The sequence below is a fragment of the Geodermatophilus sp. SYSU D00663 genome, assembly GCF_054050655.1.
On the sequence record NZ_JBJGZT010000046.1, the window covers coordinates 1 to 21,183 of the forward strand.

The 21,183-nt window shown below is 76.2% G+C and carries 19 protein-coding genes; 8 read left to right on the top strand and 11 right to left on the bottom strand.

What is annotated here, in order from left to right:
- Positions 1–131 precede the first annotated feature (131 nt).
- Both ACI79Z_RS22325 and ACI79Z_RS22330 read right to left on the bottom strand, forming a co-directional pair.
- Entirely contained in the window at positions 132–1,913 is a 1,782-nt protein-coding gene (locus ACI79Z_RS22325) for an MDR family MFS transporter (RefSeq protein ID WP_387988316.1), read from the bottom strand.
- Positions 1,910–2,446: a MarR family winged helix-turn-helix transcriptional regulator gene (locus ACI79Z_RS22330; RefSeq protein WP_387988317.1), complete on the bottom strand. Its 537-nt coding sequence runs from the start codon at positions 2,444–2,446 to the stop codon at positions 1,910–1,912. The genes ACI79Z_RS22325 and ACI79Z_RS22330 overlap by 4 nt, the downstream gene beginning before the upstream one ends.
- A 296-nt stretch (positions 2,447–2,742) precedes the next feature.
- On the opposite strand from ACI79Z_RS22330, the gene hrpA reads away from it, so the two are divergent.
- Entirely contained in the window at positions 2,743–6,690 is a 3,948-nt protein-coding gene (gene hrpA / locus ACI79Z_RS22335) for an ATP-dependent RNA helicase HrpA (protein ID WP_456904118.1), read from the top strand.
- On the opposite strand, the gene ACI79Z_RS22340 is transcribed toward hrpA, so the two are convergent.
- A complete protein-coding gene (locus ACI79Z_RS22340; RefSeq protein ID WP_387988319.1) occupies positions 6,687–7,085 on the bottom strand; it encodes a hypothetical protein in 399 nt (132 codons plus the stop codon). The genes hrpA and ACI79Z_RS22340 overlap by 4 nt on opposite strands.
- Positions 7,086–7,293: 208 nt before the next feature.
- On the opposite strand from ACI79Z_RS22340, the gene ACI79Z_RS22345 reads away from it, so the two are divergent.
- From ACI79Z_RS22345 to ACI79Z_RS22355, 3 genes are all read left to right on the top strand, one after another.
- Positions 7,294–7,674, top strand: coding sequence for an ATP-binding protein (locus ACI79Z_RS22345; RefSeq protein WP_456904121.1), 381 nt, complete (start codon positions 7,294–7,296; stop codon positions 7,672–7,674).
- A 75-nt stretch (positions 7,675–7,749) separates the two neighbouring features.
- Entirely contained in the window at positions 7,750–7,923 is a 174-nt protein-coding gene (locus tag ACI79Z_RS22350; protein ID WP_456904122.1) for a hypothetical protein, read from the top strand.
- A gap of 46 nt (positions 7,924–7,969) precedes the next feature.
- Positions 7,970–9,334: a cytochrome P450 gene (locus ACI79Z_RS22355; protein WP_456904124.1), complete on the top strand. Its 1,365-nt coding sequence runs from the start codon at positions 7,970–7,972 to the stop codon at positions 9,332–9,334.
- Between the two features lie 10 nt (positions 9,335–9,344).
- Here the strand turns inward: ACI79Z_RS22355 and ACI79Z_RS22360 are convergent, their stop codons facing one another.
- Entirely contained in the window at positions 9,345–10,658 is a 1,314-nt protein-coding gene (locus ACI79Z_RS22360) for a sulfate adenylyltransferase subunit 1 (RefSeq protein WP_456904126.1), read from the bottom strand.
- A gap of 92 nt (positions 10,659–10,750) precedes the next feature.
- Between ACI79Z_RS22360 and ACI79Z_RS22365 the strand changes: the two genes are divergently transcribed.
- On the top strand, positions 10,751–10,981 hold the full coding sequence (locus ACI79Z_RS22365; protein ID WP_387988324.1) for a hypothetical protein: 231 nt from the start codon (positions 10,751–10,753) through the stop codon (positions 10,979–10,981).
- Positions 10,982–11,046: 65 nt separating this feature from the next.
- Here ACI79Z_RS22365 and cysD read toward each other — a convergent pair whose 3' ends face one another.
- The 6 genes from cysD to ACI79Z_RS22395 form a co-directional block, all read right to left on the bottom strand.
- A complete protein-coding gene (gene cysD / locus ACI79Z_RS22370) occupies positions 11,047–11,973 on the bottom strand; it encodes a sulfate adenylyltransferase subunit CysD (RefSeq protein ID WP_387988325.1) in 927 nt (308 codons plus the stop codon).
- 37 nt (positions 11,974–12,010) lie between these two features.
- On the bottom strand, positions 12,011–12,736 hold the full coding sequence (locus ACI79Z_RS22375) for an inositol monophosphatase family protein (protein WP_387988326.1): 726 nt from the start codon (positions 12,734–12,736) through the stop codon (positions 12,011–12,013).
- A complete protein-coding gene (locus tag ACI79Z_RS22380) occupies positions 12,733–13,446 on the bottom strand; it encodes a PaaI family thioesterase (RefSeq protein WP_387988327.1) in 714 nt (237 codons plus the stop codon). Before ACI79Z_RS22380 ends, ACI79Z_RS22375 begins: the two co-directional genes overlap by 4 nt.
- Positions 13,436–15,022, bottom strand: a complete 1,587-nt coding sequence (locus ACI79Z_RS22385; RefSeq protein WP_456904129.1) for a sensor histidine kinase — start codon at positions 15,020–15,022, stop codon at positions 13,436–13,438. The genes ACI79Z_RS22380 and ACI79Z_RS22385 overlap by 11 nt, the downstream gene beginning before the upstream one ends.
- A gap of 59 nt (positions 15,023–15,081) precedes the next feature.
- The gene (locus tag ACI79Z_RS22390; RefSeq protein ID WP_456904131.1) at positions 15,082–15,810 is read right to left on the bottom strand and encodes a response regulator transcription factor; all 729 of its coding nucleotides are present in this window, start codon (positions 15,808–15,810) and stop codon (positions 15,082–15,084) included.
- A gap of 106 nt (positions 15,811–15,916) precedes the next feature.
- Positions 15,917–16,732, bottom strand: a complete 816-nt coding sequence (locus ACI79Z_RS22395) for a siderophore-interacting protein (protein WP_387988330.1) — start codon at positions 16,730–16,732, stop codon at positions 15,917–15,919.
- 310 nt (positions 16,733–17,042) lie between these two features.
- Between ACI79Z_RS22395 and ACI79Z_RS22400 the strand changes: the two genes are divergently transcribed.
- Both ACI79Z_RS22400 and ACI79Z_RS22405 read left to right on the top strand, forming a co-directional pair.
- Positions 17,043–17,252 carry a hypervirulence associated TUDOR domain-containing protein gene (locus ACI79Z_RS22400; protein ID WP_387988331.1) on the top strand — a complete coding sequence of 70 codons (210 nt, stop codon included), beginning with the start codon at positions 17,043–17,045 and terminating at the stop codon, positions 17,250–17,252.
- 31 nt (positions 17,253–17,283) lie between these two features.
- Positions 17,284–17,706: a DUF2795 domain-containing protein gene (locus tag ACI79Z_RS22405; protein WP_387988411.1), complete on the top strand. Its 423-nt coding sequence runs from the start codon at positions 17,284–17,286 to the stop codon at positions 17,704–17,706.
- A 29-nt stretch (positions 17,707–17,735) separates the two neighbouring features.
- Here ACI79Z_RS22405 and ACI79Z_RS22410 read toward each other — a convergent pair whose 3' ends face one another.
- Positions 17,736–18,779: a hypothetical protein gene (locus ACI79Z_RS22410; protein ID WP_456904134.1), complete on the bottom strand. Its 1,044-nt coding sequence runs from the start codon at positions 18,777–18,779 to the stop codon at positions 17,736–17,738.
- 226 nt (positions 18,780–19,005) lie between these two features.
- Between ACI79Z_RS22410 and ACI79Z_RS22415 the strand changes: the two genes are divergently transcribed.
- On the top strand, positions 19,006–21,054 hold the full coding sequence (locus ACI79Z_RS22415) for an LCP family protein (RefSeq protein ID WP_456904136.1): 2,049 nt from the start codon (positions 19,006–19,008) through the stop codon (positions 21,052–21,054).
- The last annotated feature ends 129 nt before the right edge of the window (positions 21,055–21,183 follow it).

Here is a 21,183-nt window from a genome sequence, read left to right on the forward strand (position 1 = left end):
GGGGGGGGGGGGGGGGGGGGGGTGGGGGGGCGGCCGGGGGTGGGGGGCGGGGGGGGGGGTGGGGGCCCCCGGCCCGGAGAGGGCGAGGGGCCCCGCCCGGGGCGGGGGGGGGCGGGGCCTCACGCCGTCGGTCAGCCGCGGTGGCGGCCGCCGGTCGCGGCCTCGCCGGGGCGCCCGACCGGGGGAGCCGTCGACGTCGGCGCCGCGGCACCGGCGGCCTCGGCCACCTGCCGGCCGGCGTCGTCCCCGGTGGGCTCGCCGGCGGTCTGGCGGGCGGCCTGCTGGGCCTGGATGCCGGACTGGTCGCTCAGCGCCAGCTGCGGCAGGAACAGGAACACGAAGAACCCGAGCGCCACCACGCACGCGGCGATGAGGAACACCAGGTCGATCGAGTTCGAGAACCCGGTCTTGAACGGCGCCGCGAGGAACGACGGCAGCGTCTGGATGAAGGAGGTGTCCGACAGGTCGCCGCCGCCCTGCAGCTGACCGCTCTGCACCGCCTGGGCCACGCGCGGGTCGGACGCCGCGGCCGAGGTCACGGCCGACTCGATGTCCACCGGCAGCCGGCTGAACAGCACCGACAGGAAGACCGCGGTGCCGATCGTGCCGCCCATCTGCCGGAAGAACGTCACCGACGAGGTGGCCACGCCCATCTCCCGCGGGGACACGGCGTTCTGCACGGCGAGGATCGTGGGCTGGAAGTTGAAGCCCAGGCCCAGGCCCAGCAGGACCATGAACGGCACCAGCGTCCACACCGAGGTGTCGGCGTCGACGACGAACGACATCGACAGCAGCGCGACGGTCATGAACACGATGCCGACCAGCGGGAAGACCTTGTACCTGCCCGTCCTCGAGATCGCGATGCCCGAGCTCATCGCGCCGGTCATGATGCCGGCGACCAGCGGGATCATCTGCAGGCCGGCGACCGTGGCGCTGGAGCCGTGGACGATCTGCAGGTACTGCGGGAGCAGCAGCAGGCCGCCGAACATGCCCGCGCCCATCACCACGCTGCCGACGCCGACGACGGTGAAGCTGCGGTTGCGGAACAGCCGCAGGGGCAGCAGCGCCTCGTCGCGGTAGGCCCGCTCGGCGAGGAGGAACAGCACGAAGCCGACGGCGCCGACGACGTAGCAGGCCACCGAGCGGGTCGAGCCCCAGCCCCAGATGCGGCCCTGCTCGGCGACGATCAGCAGCGGCACCAGGAAGGTCACCAGCGCCAGCGCGCCGGGCCAGTCGATGCGGTGCTCCCGCCGCTCGTGCGGCAGGTGCAGCACCCGGAAGACGGCGGCGAAGGCGACCAGGCCCAGCGGGACGTTGACGTAGAAGATCCAGCGCCAGCCGTCGATGCCGAGCAGCGAGCCCTGACCGGCGAAGAACCCGCCGATGACCGGGCCCAGCACGCTCGAGGTGCCGAAGACGGCCATGAAGTAGCCCTGGTACCGCGAGCGCTCCCGCGGCGGCACGATGTCGCCGATGATCGCCAGCGCCAGCGACATCAGGCCACCGGCGCCGATGCCCTGGACGGCGCGGAACGCGGCGAGCTCGTACATCGAGTTCGCCAGGCCGCAGAGCATCGAGCCGACGACGAACACGGCGATGGCGAACAGGTAGAACGGCCGCCGGCCGTAGATGTCGGAGAGCTTGCCGTACAGCGGCGTGGCGATCGTCGAGGTGATGAGGAACGCCGTCGTCGCCCAGGCCTGCAGGTCGTAGCCCTGCAGGTCGTCGGCGATGGTGCGGATCGCGGTCGCGACGACGGTCTGGTCGAGGGCCGCGAGGAACATCGCGACCATCAGGCCGACGATGATCGTGAGGATCTGGCGGTGCGTGAAGGCGCCGGAGGAGTCCGGTGCGGCCGCCGCGGCGCGGGCGCCGCCGCGCCCACCCGTGGGGTGGGCGGTGGTCTGGCTCATGGCTTCTCTCTCGGTACGGGGAGTGCGGAGGGGGAGCGGGGGTCGGACGGCAGCGCTGCCGTCAGGTCGTCCAGCAGGCGTCCGAAGAGCCCGGTGAGCGTGGCGAGGTCGGCGTCGGACCAGCCGGTGAGCATCCCGGCGAGCTGGGTGGCGCGCTCCTCGGCCAGCCGCTCGACGGCGGCCCGGCCGGCGTCGGTGACGACGAGGCGCGTGGCGCGGCCGTCGGTCTCGTCGGCCACGCGCCGCACCAGGTCGTGCTCGACCAGCCAGGCCACGTGCCGGCTGACCGTCGACGGGTCCGCGTGCACCAGCTCGGCCAGCGCGCTCTGCCGCTGTGGCCCGAGCCGGGCCAGCGGGAAGAGGAGCACCAGCGCCGCGCGCTCGCGGCCGTCGGCGGCGGACGGGAGGCTCTTGAACGCGTGCACCAGGCGCATGAAGCGCGGCATCTGCTCGGAGAGCCGGCGGACCTCCGCTGCGCGCTGCGGCGACGGCGCGGCCGAGGGGCCGGCGTCACGGGACGCGGACGGGGGCACGGCGGACTCCGGAGGACGGGAGGAGTGGATGCATGCACGGTACAAATGCGTGCGCGCTACACGCAACCAGTTGCACCGTACATGCATCGTGACGTGAGCGACACGGCGTCCGGCTCCGGTACCCGCGCGTGCCGGTCGCTGCACCTCCCGCGGGAAGGAACCGGCGTGCCGGCGCGTTGCACCCGCTGGCCCAGCAGCCCCGGACCTCCGGTGGCGCGGGTCGCACCTGCGATCCTGGGGGCGGTGGCCCCGGTCGCCACCCGTCCCCGCACCCTGGAAGAGAGTCGAGCGCGCCCGTGACCGCGACCCTCGCGGACCTCCGGTCCCGGCTGGCCGCGCTGACCCTCGACGACGAGCACCGGCTCGGCCGCCGGCTCGAGGGCCTGCGCCGCACCCGCGACGAGGCCGCGCGCGAGCGGGCCCTGGGGAGGATCGTCACCGACGTCGCCGCCGCCGAGGAGCGCATCGCCCGCCGGCGCGCCGCCGTCCCGGCCGTCACCTATCCCGAGCAGCTACCGGTCAGCGCCCGCCGCGACGACATCGCCGCCGCCCTGCGCGAGCACCAGGTGGTCGTCGTCGCCGGCGAGACCGGCTCGGGCAAGACCACCCAGCTGCCCAAGATCGCCCTCGAGCTCGGCCGCGGCGTCCGCGGGCGGATCGGGCACACCCAGCCGCGGCGGATCGCCGCGCGCACGGTGGCCGAGCGGATCGCCGAGGAGCTCGGCACGCCGCTGGGCGGGGCGGTCGGCTGGAAGGTGCGCTTCACCGACCAGGTCGGCGACGGCACGCTGGTCAAGCTCATGACCGACGGCGTGCTGCTGGCCGAGATCGCGCACGACCGGCTGCTGCGCCAGTACGACACGATCATCGTCGACGAGGCGCACGAGCGGAGCCTCAACATCGACTTCCTGCTGGGCTACCTCGCCCAGCTGCTGCCGCGCCGGCCCGACCTCAAGGTCGTCATCACCTCGGCCACCATCGACGTCGACCGGATCGCCAAGCACTTCAGCGTCGACGGCGCCGAGGTGCCCGTCGTCGAGGTCAGCGGCCGCACGTACCCGGTGGAGGTCCGCTACCGGCCCGTCGTCGACCCCGACGACCCGGACGCCGACCCCGACCGCGACCAGGTCACCGCCATCGGCGACGCCGTCGAGGAGCTGGCGCACGAGGGCCCGGGCGACGTCCTGGTCTTCCTCGCCGGCGAGCGCGAGATCCGCGACACCGCCGACGCCCTGACCGAGCGCTTCCCCGGCGTCGAGGTGCTGCCGCTCTACTCCCGGCTGTCGGCCGCCGACCAGCACCGGGTGTTCCAGCCGCACACCGGCCGCCGGGTCGTGCTGGCCACCAACGTCGCCGAGACGTCGCTGACCGTGCCCGGCATCCGCTACGTCGTCGACCCCGGCACCGCGCGCGTCTCCCGGTACAGCGCGCGCACCAAGGTGCAGCGGCTGCCGATCGAGCCGATCAGCCAGGCCTCGGCGCGGCAGCGCTCGGGCCGCTGCGGCCGCGTCGCCGAGGGCGTCGCGATCCGGCTGTACACCGAGGACGACTTCGACGCCCGGCCGGAGTACACCGACCCGGAGATCCTCCGCACCAGCCTCGCCTCGGTGCTGCTGCAGATGGCCGCGCTCGACCTCGGGGCCGTCGAGGACTTCCCGTTCGTCGACCCGCCGGACCGGCGCGCCGTCGCCGACGGCCGGGCGCTGCTCGAGGAGCTCGGCGCGCTGGACGACGCCGGCCGGCTCACCGAGACCGGGCGGGCGCTCGCCCAGCTCCCGCTCGACCCGCGGCTGGGCCGGATGGTCGTCGAGGCCGACCGGCGCGGCGTGCTGGAGGAGGTGCTTGTCGTCGCCGCGGGCCTGACCGTCCAGGACCCCCGCGAGCGGCCCACCGAGCACCAGCAGGCGGCCGACCAGATGCACGCGCGGTTCGCCGACGAGCACTCCGACTTCCTCACGCTGCTCAACCTCTGGCGGTACCTGACCGAGCAGCAGGAAGCGCTGTCGGGCAGCGCGTTCCGCCGCACGGTCAAGCGCGAGTTCCTCCACTACCTGCGCATCCGGGAGTGGCAGGACCTGCACGGCCAGCTGCGCAGCACCGCCCGCCGCCTCGGGATGACCCCCGGCTCGCTCGCCGCCGAGCCCGACGAGCGCGGCATCACCACCGCGCTGCTCGCCGGCCTGCTGTCGCAGGTCGGCCTCCAGGTGGAGGACACCCGACGGAAGGACGGCGACCGGCGGCGCGGCGGGCGCGAGTACCTCGGCGCGCGCGGCGCCCGGTTCGTCATCGCCCCCGGCACCCCGCTGGCGAAGAGGCCGCCGCGCTGGGTCGTGGCCGCCGAACTGGTGGAGACCAGCCGGCTGTTCGCCCGCACCGTGGCCCGCGTCGACCCGGACGACGTCGAGCGGCTGGCCGGCCACCTGGTCAAGCGCGAGTACTCCGAGCCCCGCTGGGACGTGAAGCGCGGCTCCGTCGTCGCCACCGAGCGGGTCACCCTGTACGGCATCCCGCTCGTCGTCGGCCGGCGGGTGCAGTACGGCTCGATCGACCCGGTCGTCTCCCGCGAGCTGTTCATCCGGCACGCCCTCGTCCAGGGCGAGTGGACGACGCACCACCGCTTCTGGGCCGACAACCAGCGCGCCATCGAGCGGGTCGCCGAGCTGGAGGAGCGGGCCCGCCGCCGGGACATCCGGGTCGACGACGAGACGCTGTTCGAGCTCTACGACGCCCGCATCCCCGCCGACGTCGTCTCCACCCGGCACTTCGACCGGTGGTGGAAGCAGGCCCGCCGCGAGACGCCGGACCTGCTCACCCTCACGCCGGAGATGCTCACCGACGCGGCCGCGGCCGGGCAGGTGGACCCCGCGGACTTCCCGGACGAGGTGCCGCTGACGCAGGGGCTGACCCTGCCGCTGTCCTACGCCTTCGCCCCCGGCGCGCCGGAGGACGGCGTCACCGTCGACGTCCCGCTCGCGGTGCTCGACACCGTCGCCGAGCGCACGTCGGGGGAGTCGCTGGCCTTCACCGTCCCCGGCCTGCGCGAGGAGCTGGTGACGGCGCTGCTGCGGACGCTGCCCAAGCAGCTGCGCCGGGCCCTGGTGCCGATCCCCGACCGGGTCCGCGAGGTGCTGCCGCACATCAGCCCCACCGAGCCGCTGCTGCCCGCCCTGGAGCGCGAGCTGCGCCGGGCCGCGGCCGTCGTCGTCCCGCCGGACGCCTGGCGCCCCGCCGAGGTGCCCGCGCACCTGCGCGCCACCTTCCGGGTGCTGGACGACGAGCAGCGGCCGCTGGCCACCGGCAAGGACCTGCAGGCGCTGCGCCGCGAGGTGGCCCCGGCCGGCCGGGCGAGCCTGGCCCGCGCCGCCTCCGACCTGGAGCGCACCGGGCTGACCGCCTGGACGATCGGCGAGCTGCCGCGCACCGTCGAGGTCCGCCGCGGCGGGCACGTGGTCACCGCGTTCCCGGCACTGGTCGACGAGGGGGCGACGGTCGGCGTCCGGGTGGTGGCGACCGAGGCCGAGGCCACGCGGCTGACCTGGCGCGGCGCCCGGCGGCTGCTCGTGCTCGCGGCCGGCTCGCCCACCCGGCAGGTGGTCAAGGGGCTCTCCCCGAAGAGCCGGCTCGCCCTGCAGTTCAACCCCGACGGCGAGATCCCCGCGCTGGTCGACGACTGCGTCGACGCCGCGGCCGACGAGCTGCTCGCGGCCGCCGGCGGTCCGCCCCGCGACGAGGCCGCCTTCGGCGCACTCGTGACGACGGCGCGGCAGCAGCTGCTGCCGCTCACCCAGGACGCCGTGCGGCGGGTCGAGGCGGTGCTCACCCAGGCCCGCGAGGTCGCCGTCGCGATCGGCGCGGCGCCCGGGCGCCGGGTGCCCGAGGCGGCGGTCGCCGACCTGCGCCGCCAGATGACCGGGCTGCTGCACCGCGGGTTCGTGGCCGACGCCGGCCGGCGGCGGCTGCCCGACCTGGTGCGCTACCTCGAGGGCATGGCCCTGCGGCTGGAGAAGCTCCCGGCCAACGCGGTGCGCGACGCCCTCTGGACGGACCAGGTCGCCGCGGTCACCGCCGAGTACGAGCAGCTGCGCCGGGAGGTGCCGCCCACCGGCGCCCCCGACGACCCGGTCGCCCGCATCCGGTGGATGGTCGAGGAGCTGCGCGTGGGCCTGTTCGCCCAGCAGCTCGGCACGCCCCGGCCGATCTCCGAGCAGCGCGTCTACAAGGCCATCGACGCCCTGACCGCCTAGGCCGTCCCGGCGTCCCGTCCGGCGGGGCCCGGCTGGTCCCGGAGCAGGGCCGAGATGCGCTGGCGGGTGACGCCGAACATCGCGGCGATCCGGTTGATGCTCACGTGCTCGGCCTGCAGGGCGCGGGCCTGGGCGCGGCGCCACGTCGACCCGGCGCCGGCCAGGGCGCCGAGGACGGTGGTGATCCGCTCGACGACCAGCGGGCGGGACTCCTCGGTGACGATGTCGAGCCAGCTGTCCCCCGAGCGGCGCTGGGAGAGCAGCTGCTCGGCGCGGGTCCGGGCGTCCTGCAGCTCGGCCGCGCACCGGTCGATCTCGCGCACCAGCTGCTCGAGGGCCGCGACCGCGTCGTCCCCGGCTGCCGGCGGGACGGTCACCGACGGTCCTGTGGTCACGGGGCCTCCTGACGTCACCGGCGGGCCCGCGCCCGCGATCGGTCGTGCGCGATCTTACTGAACGGCCGTTGCGTGCAACAGGTGTGACGTGCAACGGCGACATGCGTGCAACGGGGGTTGCGGAACGACGTCCCCGCTGGGACGGTGGTCCTCGACTCGATGGCGCACAACCGACTGGGCCCCCGGTGGCCGGTCACCAGGGAGCGAGATGTCGGCACTCACCGCACGGGTGGACCTGCCCCCGGCACCCCGCAGCGTCCCCGTCGCCCGGCACGTGGCCCGCGAGACGCTGCGCGCCTGGCAGGCGCCCCAGGACGCCGACGACGTCGCCCTCCTGGTCACCGAGCTGGTGGCCAACGTCGTCGACCACGTCGGGGGCGGGAGCGTGCTGTCCCTGGAGCTCGAGTACTCCGACGGCTGGCTGCGCATCGCGGTGTCCGACGGCTCAGGTGTGCGCCCCGTCGTCGGCGAGCTGCGCGGCGACCAGCCCCGCGGCCGCGGGATGCAGATCGTCGACGCCATCGCCGACTCCTGGGGCATCGAGGACGTCGACGGCGGCAAGCGCGTCTGGTTCGTCCTCGGCGCGTGAGCGGGGCCGGAGTTTGACCACGGGGGTCGTCGGGGAGGGCTGGAGGGACCGAAGCCGTTCGACGGAGGAGACGGGATGAGCGAGCCCACCAACGACACCGAGGCCGCGGGCGAGGGCCTGTCCGACGAGGAGATGGTGCAGACCGTCGCCGACCAGACCGACAGCGCCTCGGGGCACGCCTACAAGGCCGGCAAGGACTGGGACGGCGACGCCGGCCAGGCGCCCGCGCCCCCGGACACCGAGTCCTGAGCTGACACACTGCCTCTCGCCCGGCGCCCGCCGGGCGGGAGGTGCTGTGACGACGACGTCCCCGCGGCCGGACCGGACCGCTGCCGACCCCGCGACCCCGTCCGCGACGACGCGCCTGCTGCGCCCGGCCCGCACGGCCACCCGCTACGCGCTGGGCCACGGCCTCCCGGCCGTGTACCTCGCGCGCGCCGCCCGCCGGGGCGACCCGGTCGGCCGGCTGCTGCGCGACCCGGCGGCCCGCGAGGACCCCTTCGGCCTCTACGAGCAGCTGCGCGCCCGCGGCCCGCTGTCCGGCAGCGCGCTGGGCCCGGTCACCGCCTCGCACGCCGTCGCCACCGCGGTGCTGCGCTCGGACGCCGCCGGCGTGGGCTGGGACCGGTCCCGGGCGCCGGCCCTCGTCCGGTGGGCGCTGCGCTTCGGCGACGAGCTCGACGCCACCGGCGTGGCCGAGCCGCCGTCCATGCTGGTCACCGACCCGCCCGACCACACCCGCCTGCGCCGGCTGGTCAGCCGCGCCTTCACCCCGCGCGCGACGCTGGCCTCCGAGCCGATGGTGCGGCGCACCGCCGAGGCGCTGCTGGACCGGCTGGCCGGCCGCGACGACGTCGTCGACCTCGTCGGCACCTACGCCGCGCAGCTGCCGGTGCTGGTCATCGCCGACCTGCTCGCCGTCCCTGCCGGCCGCCGCGAGGACTTCCTGCGCTGGGGCGCCGCCGCGGCCGCCACCCTCGACCCCGGCCTGCCGCCGCGCCGCTACCTGGCCGCCGAGCGCGCGCTGCGCGCCATGCACGCCTTCCTCCGCGGGCACTTCGCGCGGCTGCGGGCCGACCCGGGCGAGGACCTGGTCAGCCGGCTGGTCACCCTCCCCGGCGACGAGGCGCTCACCGAGCGCGAACTGCACGCCACGGTGATGCTGCTGCTCGGCGCCGGGTTCGAGACCACGGTCAACCTGCTCGGCAACGCCGTCGTGCTGCTCGACGCCCACCGCGAGCAGTGGGACGCCCTGCGGGAGGACCCGGCGGGCTGGGACGGCGCGGTGGAGGAGGTGCTCCGCCACGACAGCCCGGTGCAGCTCACCGGCCGCAGCACCACCCGCGACACCGAGGTCGCCGGCGTGCCGCTGCCGGCCGGCGCGCGGGTGACCCTGCTGCTGGGCGCGGCCAACCGGGACCCGGCGGTGTTCACCGACCCCGCCCGCTTCGACGTCACCCGGTCGAACGCCCGCGAGCACCTGGCGTTCTCCGGCGGCGTCCACTACTGCCTGGGCGCGGGCCTGGCCCGGCTGGAGGGCGTCGTCGGGCTGCGGACGCTCAGCGAGCGGTTCCCGCGGCTGCGGGTGGCCGGCCGCCCGGTCCGCCGCGACCTGCGGACGCTGCGGGGCTTCGAGGTCCTCCCGGTGCGGCTGGGGTGAGGGCCCTTCGTCAGCGGTGCGGGGGGAGCATCCCGGCGCCGACGGTGGCGTTGGTGGCCTCGTCGACCAGGATGAACCGGCCGGTGACCCGGTTGCTGTTGTAGTCGTCGACGAACAGCGGCTGCGTGGTGCGCAGCTTGACCCGGCCGATGTCGTTGAGGCCGAGCTCCGTGGCCTCGAGGTCGCGGTGCAGCGTGTTGATGTCGAGCCGGTAGGTCAGCTCCTTGACCACCGCGCGCACCGAGCGGGTCGTGTGCTTGACCGCCAGCCGCTGCCGCGGCCGCAGCGGCTCCTCGGCCATCCAGCACACCAGCGCGTCGAGGTCCTGCGTCACCTGCGGCACGTTGCCCGGCCGGCAGATCAGGTCGCCGCGGGAGACGTCGACGTCGTCGGCCAGGCGCACCGTCACCGCCATGGGCGGGAAGGCCTCGGCGACCGGGCCGCGCGGGCCGTCGACGGCCGCGACCGTCGTGGTCAGGCCGCTGGGCAGGACCTGCACCTCGTCGCCGGGGCGGAGCACGCCGCTGGCCACGGTGCCGGCGTAGCCGCGGTAGTCGTGGTGGGCGTCGGACTGCGGCCGGATCACGTACTGCACCGGGAAGCGGGTGTCGACGAGGTTGCGGTCGCCGGCCACGTGCACGTGCTCGAGGTGGTGCAGCAGTGACGGCCCGCCGTACCAGGGCGTGTTGTCCGACCGGGTCACCACGTTGTCCCCGTGCAGCGCCGAGATCGGGACGACGGTCAGGTCGTGGATCGACAGCTTCGTCGCGAACGCGCTGAACTCGTCGCGGATGCGCTCGTAGACGTCCTCGGACCAGTCGACGAGGTCCATCTTGTTGACCGCGACGACCAGGTGCGGCACCCGCAGCAGCGAGGCGAGGAAGGCGTGCCGGCGGCTCTGCTCGACCAGGCCCTTGCGCGCGTCGACCAGCACGATCGCCAGGTCCGCCGTCGAGGCGCCGGTGACCATGTTCCGCGTGTACTGCACGTGGCCGGGGGTGTCGGCCAGGATGAACGTCCGCCGCGGGGTGCTGAAGTAGCGGTAGGCGACGTCGATGGTGATGCCCTGCTCGCGCTCGGCGCGCAGGCCGTCGGTGAGCAGCGCCAGGTCGACGTAGTCGCCCTTGCTGGCCCGCTCGATCGCGGCGTACTGGTCCTCGAACACGGCCTTGCTGTCGTAGAGCAGCCGGCCGATGAGCGTGCTCTTGCCGTCGTCGACCGAGCCGGCGGTGGCGATGCGGAGGATGTCCTTGCGCGCCGTCGCGATCTCGGCCGCCTGCTCGGCGGCGGGGGAGTGGACGTCGACCGCGGACAGCTCGGACATGACCCCCATCGTCCCAGCCGCCGCACCGCGGCCCGCGATCGGGGACGCTGGTGTGAGCGGGACCACCCGGCACCCGCGGGGAGGAGCGGTGCGTGGGCGGCTTCGTGTTCCTCGTCCCGGTGCTGCTGGTCGTCGTCGCGGGGTACGCGCTCGGCTACGTCGTCGCCGAGGCGCTCGGGGTCGCGGCGCCCGAGGCGGTGGCCTGGCCGGCGGGCCTGCTGCTGCTCGCCGTCACCGTCGTCGTCCTGCTGCGCCACCGCCGCCGGCGGCGCGCGCGAGCGCGCGGCCTCCCTGCAGGGGGCCGCCGACAGCGCGGTGACTAGCCGGAACGGCCCCGGTGCAGGGGCCCGCGCCGGGCGGCCCGGGGCGTGGGGGCACCGAGGCCCTCCTAGAAGTAGCCCTCCTTCTTCCGGTCCTCCATCGCCGCGTCGCTGACCTTGTCGTCGCCCCGGGTGGCGCCGCGCTCGGTCATCCGGGTCACCGCCACCTCGGCGATGACCTCCTCCACCGTGCGCGCCTCCGAGCGCACCGCCGCGGTCAGGTTGGCGTCGCCGACGGTCCGGTAGCGCACCGTCTCGCGGAACACCCGCTCGCCCTCGCGCGGGCGGACGAACTCGTTGACCGCGTAGAGCATCCCCTGCCGCTCGACCACCTCGCGCTCCTGCGCCAGGTACAGCGGCGGGATCTCGATGCCCTCCCGGGCGACGTACTGCCAGATGTCGAGCTCGGTCCAGTTCGACAGCGGGAACACCCGGATCGACTCGCCCAGGTGGATGCGCCCGTTGTAGAGGTCCCACAGCTCCGGCCGCTGGTTCTTCGGGTCCCACTGGCCGAACTCGTCGCGGAAGGAGAACACCCGCTCCTTGGCCCGCGCCTTGTCCTCGTCGCGCCGCGCGCCGCCGAACAGCGCGGTGAACCCGTGCTCCTCCACCGCCTCGAGCAGCACCGGCGTCTGGATCCGGTTGCGCGAGCCGTTGGGCTCCTCGCGGACCAGGCCGCGGGCCATCGCGTCGGGCACCGAGGCGACGACGAGCTCCACGCCCAGCTCGGCCACCCGCTTGTCCCGGAACTCGAGGACGTCGGGGAAGTTCAGGCCGGTGTCGACGTGCATGACCGGGAACGGGATCCGCGCCGGCGCGAACGCCTTGCGGGCCAGCTCCAGCATGACGATGGAGTCCTTGCCGCCGGAGAACAGCAGCACCGGCCGCTCGAGCTCGGCGGCCACCTCCCGGATGACGTGGATCGACTCGGCCTCGAGCGTCTCCAGCTGCGTGAGCCGGTAGTCGGGGGTCGTCACCCCACCAGTGTCCGTCACGGGGTCGAGCCCCCCGGCCCGGCCCCTCGGCCGGCGCTCAGCGCACGGCGGCCAGGAGGTCCGCGGCCAGCTCGGGGCGGCACACCAGCAGGTCGGGCAGCGAGGGGTCGGGCTCGTTGTAGCGCAGCGGCGACCCGTCCAGCCGGACCGCGGTCAACCCCGCGGCCAGCGCGACGGCGACCGGCGCCGCCGAGTCCCACTGGTACATCCCGCCGGCGTGCACGTAGGCGTCGACCTCGCCGCGGACCACCGCGGTCACCTTGAACCCGGCGGAGCCCAGCGGCACGAGCTCCCCGCCGACCGCCGCCGCGGCCGCGTCGGCCTGCGCCGGCGGCCGGGTCCGGCTCACCGCGATCCGCGGCGGTCGGGCCACCGGCGGCGGCAGGGCCGGCGCCGGGTCGGTGACCAGCACCTCCCCGACGGCGGGCAGCGCGACGGCGCCGGCGCCCAGCGTCCCGCGCACCCACAGCGCCACGTGGACGGCGAAGTCGGACCGCTCCGTCTCGCCGTACTCGCGGGTGCCGTCGAGCGGGTCGACGATCCACACCCGGCCGGCCTCCAGCCGGCTGCGGTCGTCGGCCGCCTCCTCGCTGAAGACGACGTCGTCGGGGCGCTCGGCGGCGAGGACGGCGGTGATCGCCTCCTGGGCCGCGGCGTCGCCGGCGTCGCCGAGGGCGCGGCCGGTCAGCCCGCCGGAGCGCAGGCCGGTCAGCACGTCCGCGGCCGCCCGCGCAGCGGCCGCGGCGACCTCGACGTCCCTCACTCCCCGGCTCCCGGGGCCGTGGCGTCGGTGGGACGCGAGGGCGGGGCGTGCCGGCCGGAGGCGTCGGTGACCCGCGCGAAGTACTCGGCGCGCAGGTCCTCCCGCGGCAGCACGAACACCGCCCGCGCCTCGACCAGCGGCCGGTCCGGCGCCTCGGCGAGCGCGATGGTGCCGGTGACGACCGACTTGCGGCCGCCGGCCTCGGTCACCCGGCCGCGGCAGACGACCGGGGTGTCCAGCGGCACGGGCCGCCGGTAGTCCAGCTCGAGCCGGGCGGTCATGCCCCACAGGCCCGCCCGGATCGTGGCCGCACCCAGCACCTGGTCCATCACCAGGCCGCTCATCCCGCCGTGCAGGAAACCGGGCGGCCCCTCGTAGGCGAGGCCGAAGGACACCTCGCCGACGACGCCGCCGGGCTCCTCGCGCAGCCGCAGCGGCGGGGCGAAGGCGCTGCCGACCCCGGCCACCGGGTTGTACACGCGCCGGAACCGCACCGGGTCGTCCAGCGCCGGCAGCTGCCCCGGCGGGCGGACGGCGGCGGTGAGCCGGCCGGTGGCCGTCCGCACCGCCGCGGCGACCTCCTGCAGGTCCGCGGCGGGGACGGCGGTGCGCACCGAGGCGTCGACCAGGCCGCGCAGGGCGTCGCCCAGGTCGGCGACCGCGCTCATCAGCGCCGCGTCGTAGGGGGCTCCTCCGCTGTCAGTGCTCACCCGCGGACGGTAGCCCCGCGGGCCCGGCCGGCTGCCCGGGGGGACCGGCGGGCGCGGGCCCGGGTGCCGCCCCGGGAGCGCCGCCCGGGACGCGGGGCAGCCCGGGGCCCGAGCGGGGCAGCCGGACGGTGAAGACCGCGCCGCGGCCGGGCGCGGTGTCCAGGGAGACCTCCCCGTCGTGCGCGGCGACCAGCGACGCCACGATTGACAGGCCCAGCCCCGTGCCACCGGCGGCGCGGCTGCGCGAGGCGTCGGCCCGGTAGAAGCGCTCGAACACCCGGGCGGCGTCCTCGGGCGCCATGCCCGGGCCCTCGTCGGCCACCCGCAGCACCACCACGTCCTCGCCGCCGCTGGTGTCCTCGCCGATCGAGACGGTCACCCGGGCGGTCTCCGGCGTGTGCACCAGCGCGTTGGTCACCAGGTTGCCCACCACCTGGCGCAGCCGCGCCTCGTCGCCGAGGACCACCGGCACCTCGGTGAGCGAGTCGTCCAGGTGCAGGCTGACCGGCCGGTCCGGCTGCAGGACCCGCGCGTCGTGCACGGCGTCACCGGCGACCTCGGCCAGGTCGACCGGCGCGATGGACAGCGGCCGCTGCAGGTCCAGCCGCGCCAGCTGCAGCAGGTCCTCGACCAGGACGCCCATCCGGCCGCCCTCGCTCTCGATGCGCTGCATCAGCCGGTCGGTCTCCTCCGGGCTGGTGACGGCGCCCTGGCGGTAGAGCTCGGCGAAGCCGCGGATGGAGGTCAGCGGGGTCCGCAGCTCGTGGCTGGCGTCGGCGACGAACCGGCGCATCCGCTCCTCGGACGCCCGGGCCTGCTCCTCCGAGGCCTGCTGGGCGCGGAACGCGTCCTCGATCCGGGCGAGCATGCCGTTGAGCGCCTGGGACAACCGGCCGACCTCGGTGCGGCCGTCGCCCGGCGCCACCCGCTGCGTCAGGTCGCCGGCGGCGATGGCCTGCGCGGTGCGCTCCACCTCCGCCAGCGGGCGCAGGCTGCTGCGCACCAGCCAGTACCCGGCCACGCCCAGGGCGACCAGCACCACCAGGCCGACGACGATCTCGATGGCCACCAGCCGCGCGATCACCCGGTCGTCGCGGTCGAGGTCCCCGCCGACGACGAGGACCAGCCCGCCGCGCAGCTCCGCGGCCGTGACCCGCCAGGACGTGTCGCCGTCGCCGGAGGCCACCGTCTGCGCGAGCGACCGGCCGGGGCCGCCGTCCTGGGGCGGGCCGCCGGGGGCCGCGGCGCGGGCCGCGATCGCGGCGACGTCGCCGGCGTCGAGGGCGGGCAGCGCGTCCTCGTCGTCGGGGCCGGAGAGGACCACCGGCTCCGCGTCCCCGGGGATCAGGCAGGCCACGTAGGTGTCGGGGGCCAGGTAGCGCTGGCGGCTGCCGAACAGGCAGTCGGTGAGGTAGTCCTGGGAGCCGGCCGTCTCGCGCAGCGTGCTCTCCAGCTGCTGGTCCAGCTGGGCGACCAGGTAGCGCTTGAGCAGCGACGTCGCCGTCACCCCGGTGGCGACCAGCGCGAGGGTCACCAGGACCAGCAGCATCGCGACGAGCGTGATCCGCAGCGGCACCCGCGGGAGTCGGGGACCGCTGCGGAGCGCCGCTCCGGGAGGAGGACCGGGGGGAGTGCTCACGCGCCGCGGGGCAGGCGCAGGGTGTAGCCCACCCCGCGGATGGTGTGCAGCAGGCGCGGCTCGGTGGTGTCCACCTTGCGCCGCAGGTAGGAGATGTAGGACTCGACGACGTTGGCCTCGCCGTTGAAGTCGTAGTTCCACACGTGGTCCAGGATCTGCGCCTTCGACAGCACCCGCCCGGCGTTGGCCATGAGGTAGCGCAGCAGTTTGAACTCGGTGGGGGACAGGTTCACCACCTGGCCGGCCTTCACCACCTCGTGCGACTCCTCGTCGAGCTCGATGTCGGCGAAGGTGAGCCGGCTGGTCTCGACGGCGCGCTGCTGGCCGGCGCTGCGGCGCAGGACCGCCCGGATGCGGGCGAGCACCTCGTCGAGGCTGAACGGCTTGGTCACGTAGTCGTCGCCGCCGAGGGTCAGCCCGGAGACCTTGTCCTCGGCCGCGTCCCGCGCGGTGAGGAACAGCACCGGGGTGTGCCGGCCGCTCTCCCGCAGCCGGCGGACGACGCCGAAGCCGTCCAGGCCCGGCATCATCACGTCGAGGACCAGCAGGTCGGGCCGGAACGTCGAGGCCAGGGCCAGCGCCTGCTGGCCGTCGGAGGCCGTCGCCACCTCGAACCCGGCGTAGCGCAGGCTGGCCGAGAGCAGCTCGCGGATGTTGGGCTCGTCGTCGACCACCAGGAGGCGCGCCTCCGGGGCGGCGGGCCGAGCGGTGCGGGCTCCCGTCACGACAACTCCCGTCGGACGCCTGGCTGCTGTCGTCATGCCCCGAGGCTCTGCCGCGGAACTGCAGTCCCCCTGGACGCTACCTGTGAGTTCCCTGAGGGCGGCCCTTCTAGCCGGCGGGCGCCATCGCGCGGCCGCGCCGCCAGTAGCCGATGGCGTGGTGCTGGGCGCGGGCGAGCCCCCAGCGGCCGCGCAGGTCGGCCCGCACCGCCCGGACGGCGGCCGACTCGGCGGCCACCCACGCGAAGACGTCGTCGCCGGCCGGGCGCTCCGTCGCGGCCACGGCGTCGGCGAGCAGGGTGCTCTCGCCGGGCGGCGTGCCGCCGCGGTGCAGCCAGCGCACCTCGACGCCGGCCGGCGCGGCGAGCTGCTGCTCCTCCTCCGGCCCGGCGACCTCGAGCAGCGCCGTCCCGACGGTCTCCGGTCCGGCCGCGGCCAGGATGCGGCTGATGGCCGGCAGCGCCGTCTCGTCGCCGGCGAGGAGCAGCGTGCCGGCCGGCCGGTCGCCCAGCGGGCCGCTGCCGGCCACGCCGAGCAGGGCGCCCGGGGCCGCCGCGCCGGCCCAGGCGGCGGCCGGGCCGTCGCCGTGCAGCACGAAGTCGACGTCGACCTCGCCGCGGCCGGGGTCCTGGCGGCGGGCGGTGTAGCTGCGCAGGCTGACGCCGTGCGGCCCGGCCGGCCACACGACCCGGCCGTCCCGGGCGACCGCCGGCCACCGCGGCTCCGGATCCCCCACGCGGGGCACCAGCAGGTTGACCGTGGGCCCGGCCGCGGCGACGGCGGCCGGGGTCCCCGAGAGGACGACCCGGCGCACCGACGGGGTGACGTCGGTGACGGAGACGACGGTGAGGACGTCGACGGGGCGGGGGCTGCCCGGCAGGTGGTCCCCGTCAGCGGGAGCGGGCGGGCCGGCGGGATCGGTCACGCCGGCGAGCGTAGGGACCGGGCCGGGAACGGGGCCGACCCGGCCGACCCCGGGGGAATGGGGTCGACCGGGCCGGCGATCGAGGACGGGTGACCTCACCGAGCGTCACCACTGCTCGACTCTCAGCAGGAGGTTCGCCCGTCCGGTCCCCGTCACTGCACACGCTACGTGAGGACGGCCGTCCTGCCACCGCACGAGCGGGTGACGCCCGCTCTCCGGAGGGTGATCTGCGTCGCTCCGGGTGCCGATGTGTGTGCGCTCCGGACGCCGGGCACGGGGGAGGGACGACCCGACGACACGGAGGTCCGAGATGGCCGACGAGTTCGAGAAGGGTGACCACGTCACCTGGAACAGCCACGGCAGCAAGGCCGAGGGGACCGTCACCCGGAAGATCACGGAGGAGACGGAGGCCGGGGGCCGGAAGGTCAAGGCCAGCTCGGACGACCCCCAGTACGAGGTCGAGAGCGACAAGAGCGGCAAGACGGCGGTGCACAAGCCCTCCGCGCTCGACGAGAAGTAGTCACAGGGACAGGGAGGCGATCGTGAGCGAGATGGACGACGGGTTCGCTGGTGTGTCGTCGCGCAGCAACAAGCACAACCCGCGGCTCGACGAGCAGCTGGAGCACGAGATCCAGGGGATGCTGAAGGCCGAGCGGGCCACCCGGGCCGAGGAGTTCCGGGAGGTCGAGCCGGTCGCCGAGGGCGAGCCGGACATCGCCGCGAACCCCGCGGGCACCCTGGTCGGCGGCGTCCCCGTCGGGATGACCGAGGACGCCGTGGTCGCCCGCGCGGAGCTGGCGCGCTGGCTGGTGCGGGCCGACTTCCCGAACGACGGGCCGGGACTGGTCGAGGCCGCGCTCGACCACCGGGCGACCGACGCCGTGGTCGACGAGCTGCGCCGGCTGCCCGAGGGCGAGACGTACGAGCGGATCGGCGACGTCGCCCGCGCGCTGGGGTACCCGACCGAGACCTGACCGGCGGGACGAGCGGGACCCGAGGGGGCTCAGGAGCCGGTGCGCTCCTGGGCCCCCTCGCCGCTCTCGTCCTCGGCGATCTCGTCGCGGCCGCGCCGGCGGAACAGCCTGGACCCCGGGAAGCCCTTCACCACCTCGCGGATGTCCTGCATCGTGTCGACGAGGTCGTGCACGTCGGTACCGACGTCGCCCAGCGACTCCAGCACCGGCAGCATCGTCTCGTCGAGGTGCGTGACCACGTCCGGCAGCCGGTCGACCAGGCGGACCAGCGCCTCCACCTCGTGCGGGTCGAGCGTCTCGGCCAGTCGCCGCACCGACGGCGCCAGCCGCGTCAGGGGCTCCTCGTAGCCGGCCAGCAGGGGGTCGATCCGCCCGACCAGTCCCTCGGCGGCGGTGACCGCGCCGTCCGCCCGCCCGAGCGTGCCCTCGGCGCCGTCGACCGCGCTCTCGGCCCGCCCGACGGCGTCCTGCGCCCGCTCGATGGTGGTGCCCACCGCCGCGATGGCCGCGTCGGCCTTCTGCTGGGTGCCCTCGACCGCCTCGATCGCACGGTCCGCGCGGGACTGGGTGCCCTCGACGGCCCTGATGGCGGCGTCGGCGCGGGACTGGGTGCCCTCGACGGCGCCGATGGCGGCGTCCGCGCGGGACTGGGTGCCCTCGACGGCGCCGATGGCGGCGTCCGCGCGGCGCTGGGTGCCCTCGACGGCGCCGATGGCGGCGTCCGCGCGGCGCTGGGTGCCCTCGACGGCGCCGATGGCGGCGTCGGCCTTCTGCTGCGTCCCGCCGACCGCGGCGATCGCGGCGTCGGCGGCCCGCAGCGTCGACCCGGCGCCGGCGACCAGCTCGTCGGCGCGCTGCCGCGTCTCGTCGAGGGCGGTCACCGCGCCGTCGACCCGGTCGACCAGGCCCTCCGCACGGTCCACGACGGTGTCGACGCGGTCCAGCAGCCCCTCGAGCCGCCCGATCGCCGCGGCCACCCGGGGCACCAGGGCGAGCGCGTCGGCGACGCCGTCGCGCAGGCTCTCGACGGCGGAGAAGACGTCGGAGGGACCGGGGATCGAGGGCAGCCGCACGCGCCGACGCTACGTCCGCGCACCGGACCCCGCCCGTCCGCGACCGCCCTCCCCCGGTCGTGGCCTGCGGATACGCGACCCGCCCGGCGGGTCACGCCGCGTGCAACCGGTCGAGGCGGCCTTCCGCCCGTATCGTTGAGTGCTGCCGCGTGTGCGGTGAGCGACGGCGCGGACCACGACGATGGGATCGACAGCGGTGCGGGACGAGCGGGGAGACGACCGGGCCGTGGGCGGCGACGCGCCCGGTCCGGTGACCGTCGAGCAGTTGCTCGCCCGCCAGGGCGGCGCCACCGGCCGCCGCGCCGCGCGCCGCACCGGTGAGGTGCCCATCCCGCTGGAGCCCGGCGAGTCACTGCCCTCGCACCGCGGGCCGAAGCCGCCCGTGCCCGGCACCGCCGCCGCGCCGCCGGCCGCCGCGCCCGAGGAGCCCCGCCGCGGGTTGCCGCCGGTCCCCGCCGCGCCGGCCGGTGTCCAGTACTCCCGCCCGGTCCCGCCGCTGCCCGGCACCCCGCCGAAGGGCGTCCGGCGCCCCGCCTCGGTGACGCCGCCGGCCGGCGTGCAGCACTCCCGCCCCGTCCCGCCGCTGCCGGGGACGCCGCCCGCGGGGACCCACTGGTCGACGCCCGTGCCGCCGCTGCCCGGCACGCCGGCGGCGGGCGTCCAGTACTCCCGCCCGGTCCCGCCGCTGCCCGGCCGCCCCGCGCACCCGCCGATCCCCGGCCTCGACGGGCCGGCGATGTCCGGCGCCGGCAGCACCCGGCGGCCCGTGGCCCCCCGCCCGCCGCGCAGCCCCGGCCGGCGCCGGCTGGTCCGCGCCGCCGTGGCCCTCGGCGTGCTGTTCGGCCTCGTGGTCGGCTACCACGCGGGCCTGTACGCCTACGTCGACCGCAGCATCGCCCGCGTCGCCGCCCTCGCCCCCGAGGGGCCGGAGGTCATCGCCCCGCAGCTGCAGGACGGGTCGACCACCTACCTCGTCGTCGGCACCGACCTCCCCGGCACCGACGGGCCGGCCTCGGTCACCACGCTGCTGGTGCACGTCGCCGCGGACGAGCAGCGCGCCGTCCTGGTCAGCGTCCCGCCGACGGCGTGGGTCGACACCCCCGCCTGCCGGACCGACGACGGCGCCGCCCGCGAGCCCGTCTCCGAGGCGTTCGCCGCGTCGCTGCTGGCCGGCGGGCCCTCGTGCATGGTCCGCGCGGTGCAGCAGCTGTCCGGCCTGCGCGTCGACCACTACCTCGCCGTCGACCTCGGCCGCCTCCCGGCGATGGTCGACGCCGTCGGCGGGGTCAGCGTCTGCCTGCCCACCGCCGGTCCCGCCGACGCCGCCTCGGTCGCCCCGCTGCCGGCCGGCACGTCGGAGCTGACCGGGGCGCAGGTCGGCCGCTACCTGGCGCCCGGCGACGCCGGCTCCGACGTCACGGGGGTCGCCGCGGCCGAGCGCACGCAGCTGCTGCTGTCGGCCACGCTGCGCTCGGCGATGACCGTCGGGACGCTGGCCAACACCTACGACCTCACGCGGTTCCTCACGCGGTCCGCCGGCGCGCTCACCGTCGACGAGCAGACGACGCTCGGCGACCTCCGCACGCTGGCCTCGGCACTGGGCGACCTCGAGGGCGACGCGGTCCAGCGGGCGAGCCTGCCGGTGGCGCAGGTCGGCTACGTGCCGGCCGGCAGCGACCAGGCCTACGTGCTGCTCGACGGCGCCGCCACCCGCACGCTGTTCGACGACGTCATCGAGGACAGCACCGTGCCCGCCGAGCTGGCCACCCCGGTCGCCGCGGCGACCACCGCCCCGGCGGACCCGGCCGCCGCGGAGACCCCGGCCGCCGACCCCGCCACCGCGCCCGAGCAGGCGCCCGCCAGCCCGGCCGCCCAACCGCTCACCGTGGCGCCGGCCGCCGTCACCGTCGACGTCCTCAACGGGACCGCCACCTCCGGGCTGGCCTCGACCGTGGGCGACCTGCTGCGCCAGCAGGGCTTCGCCGTGGGCCAGGTCGGCAACGAGCGCGGCACGGTCAACCAGACCGTCGTCCGGCACGGCCCCGGGGCGGTCGAGCAGGCGCGCACCGTCGCCGCCGCCGTCCCCGGCGCGGTCCTGCAGCCCAGCGACGCCATCGGCGACACCGTCCAGCTGGTCCTCGGCCCGGGCTACACCGGCGTCGTCCCGGTCCAGGTGCCCCCGGCCCCCGCCCCGGCCGTGGCCGCCGCGCCGGCCCCCGAGACGCCCGCGGCGCCCTCCACGACGGCCGCCCCCGCCACGCCCGTCAGCTGCTGACCGAGGCGCTCCACCGGGTGGGGCCTCGCCCGGCGACTCGTGCACTGGTCCGCATCGGGGGCAGAGCACGAGCGGGCACGGGACCGGATCCGGACGTCGGACGGCCACGGGCCCGGTCAGCAGCTGACC

Excerpts from the sequence above, each read along its gene's own strand:
- ACI79Z_RS22325 (WP_387988316.1), bottom strand. The coding sequence starts at position 1,913 with ATGAGCCAGACCACCGCCCACCCCACGGGTGGGCGCGGCGGCGCCCGC.
- ACI79Z_RS22345 (WP_456904121.1), top strand. The coding sequence starts at position 7,294 with ATGTCGGCACTCACCGCACGGGTGGACCTGCCCCCGGCACCCCGCAGC.
- ACI79Z_RS22350 (WP_456904122.1), top strand. The coding sequence starts at position 7,750 with ATGAGCGAGCCCACCAACGACACCGAGGCCGCGGGCGAGGGCCTGTCC.
- ACI79Z_RS22360 (WP_456904126.1), bottom strand. The coding sequence starts at position 10,658 with ATGTCCGAGCTGTCCGCGGTCGACGTCCACTCCCCCGCCGCCGAGCAG.
- ACI79Z_RS22400 (WP_387988331.1), top strand. The coding sequence starts at position 17,043 with ATGGCCGACGAGTTCGAGAAGGGTGACCACGTCACCTGGAACAGCCAC.
- ACI79Z_RS22405 (WP_387988411.1), top strand. The coding sequence starts at position 17,284 with ATGGACGACGGGTTCGCTGGTGTGTCGTCGCGCAGCAACAAGCACAAC.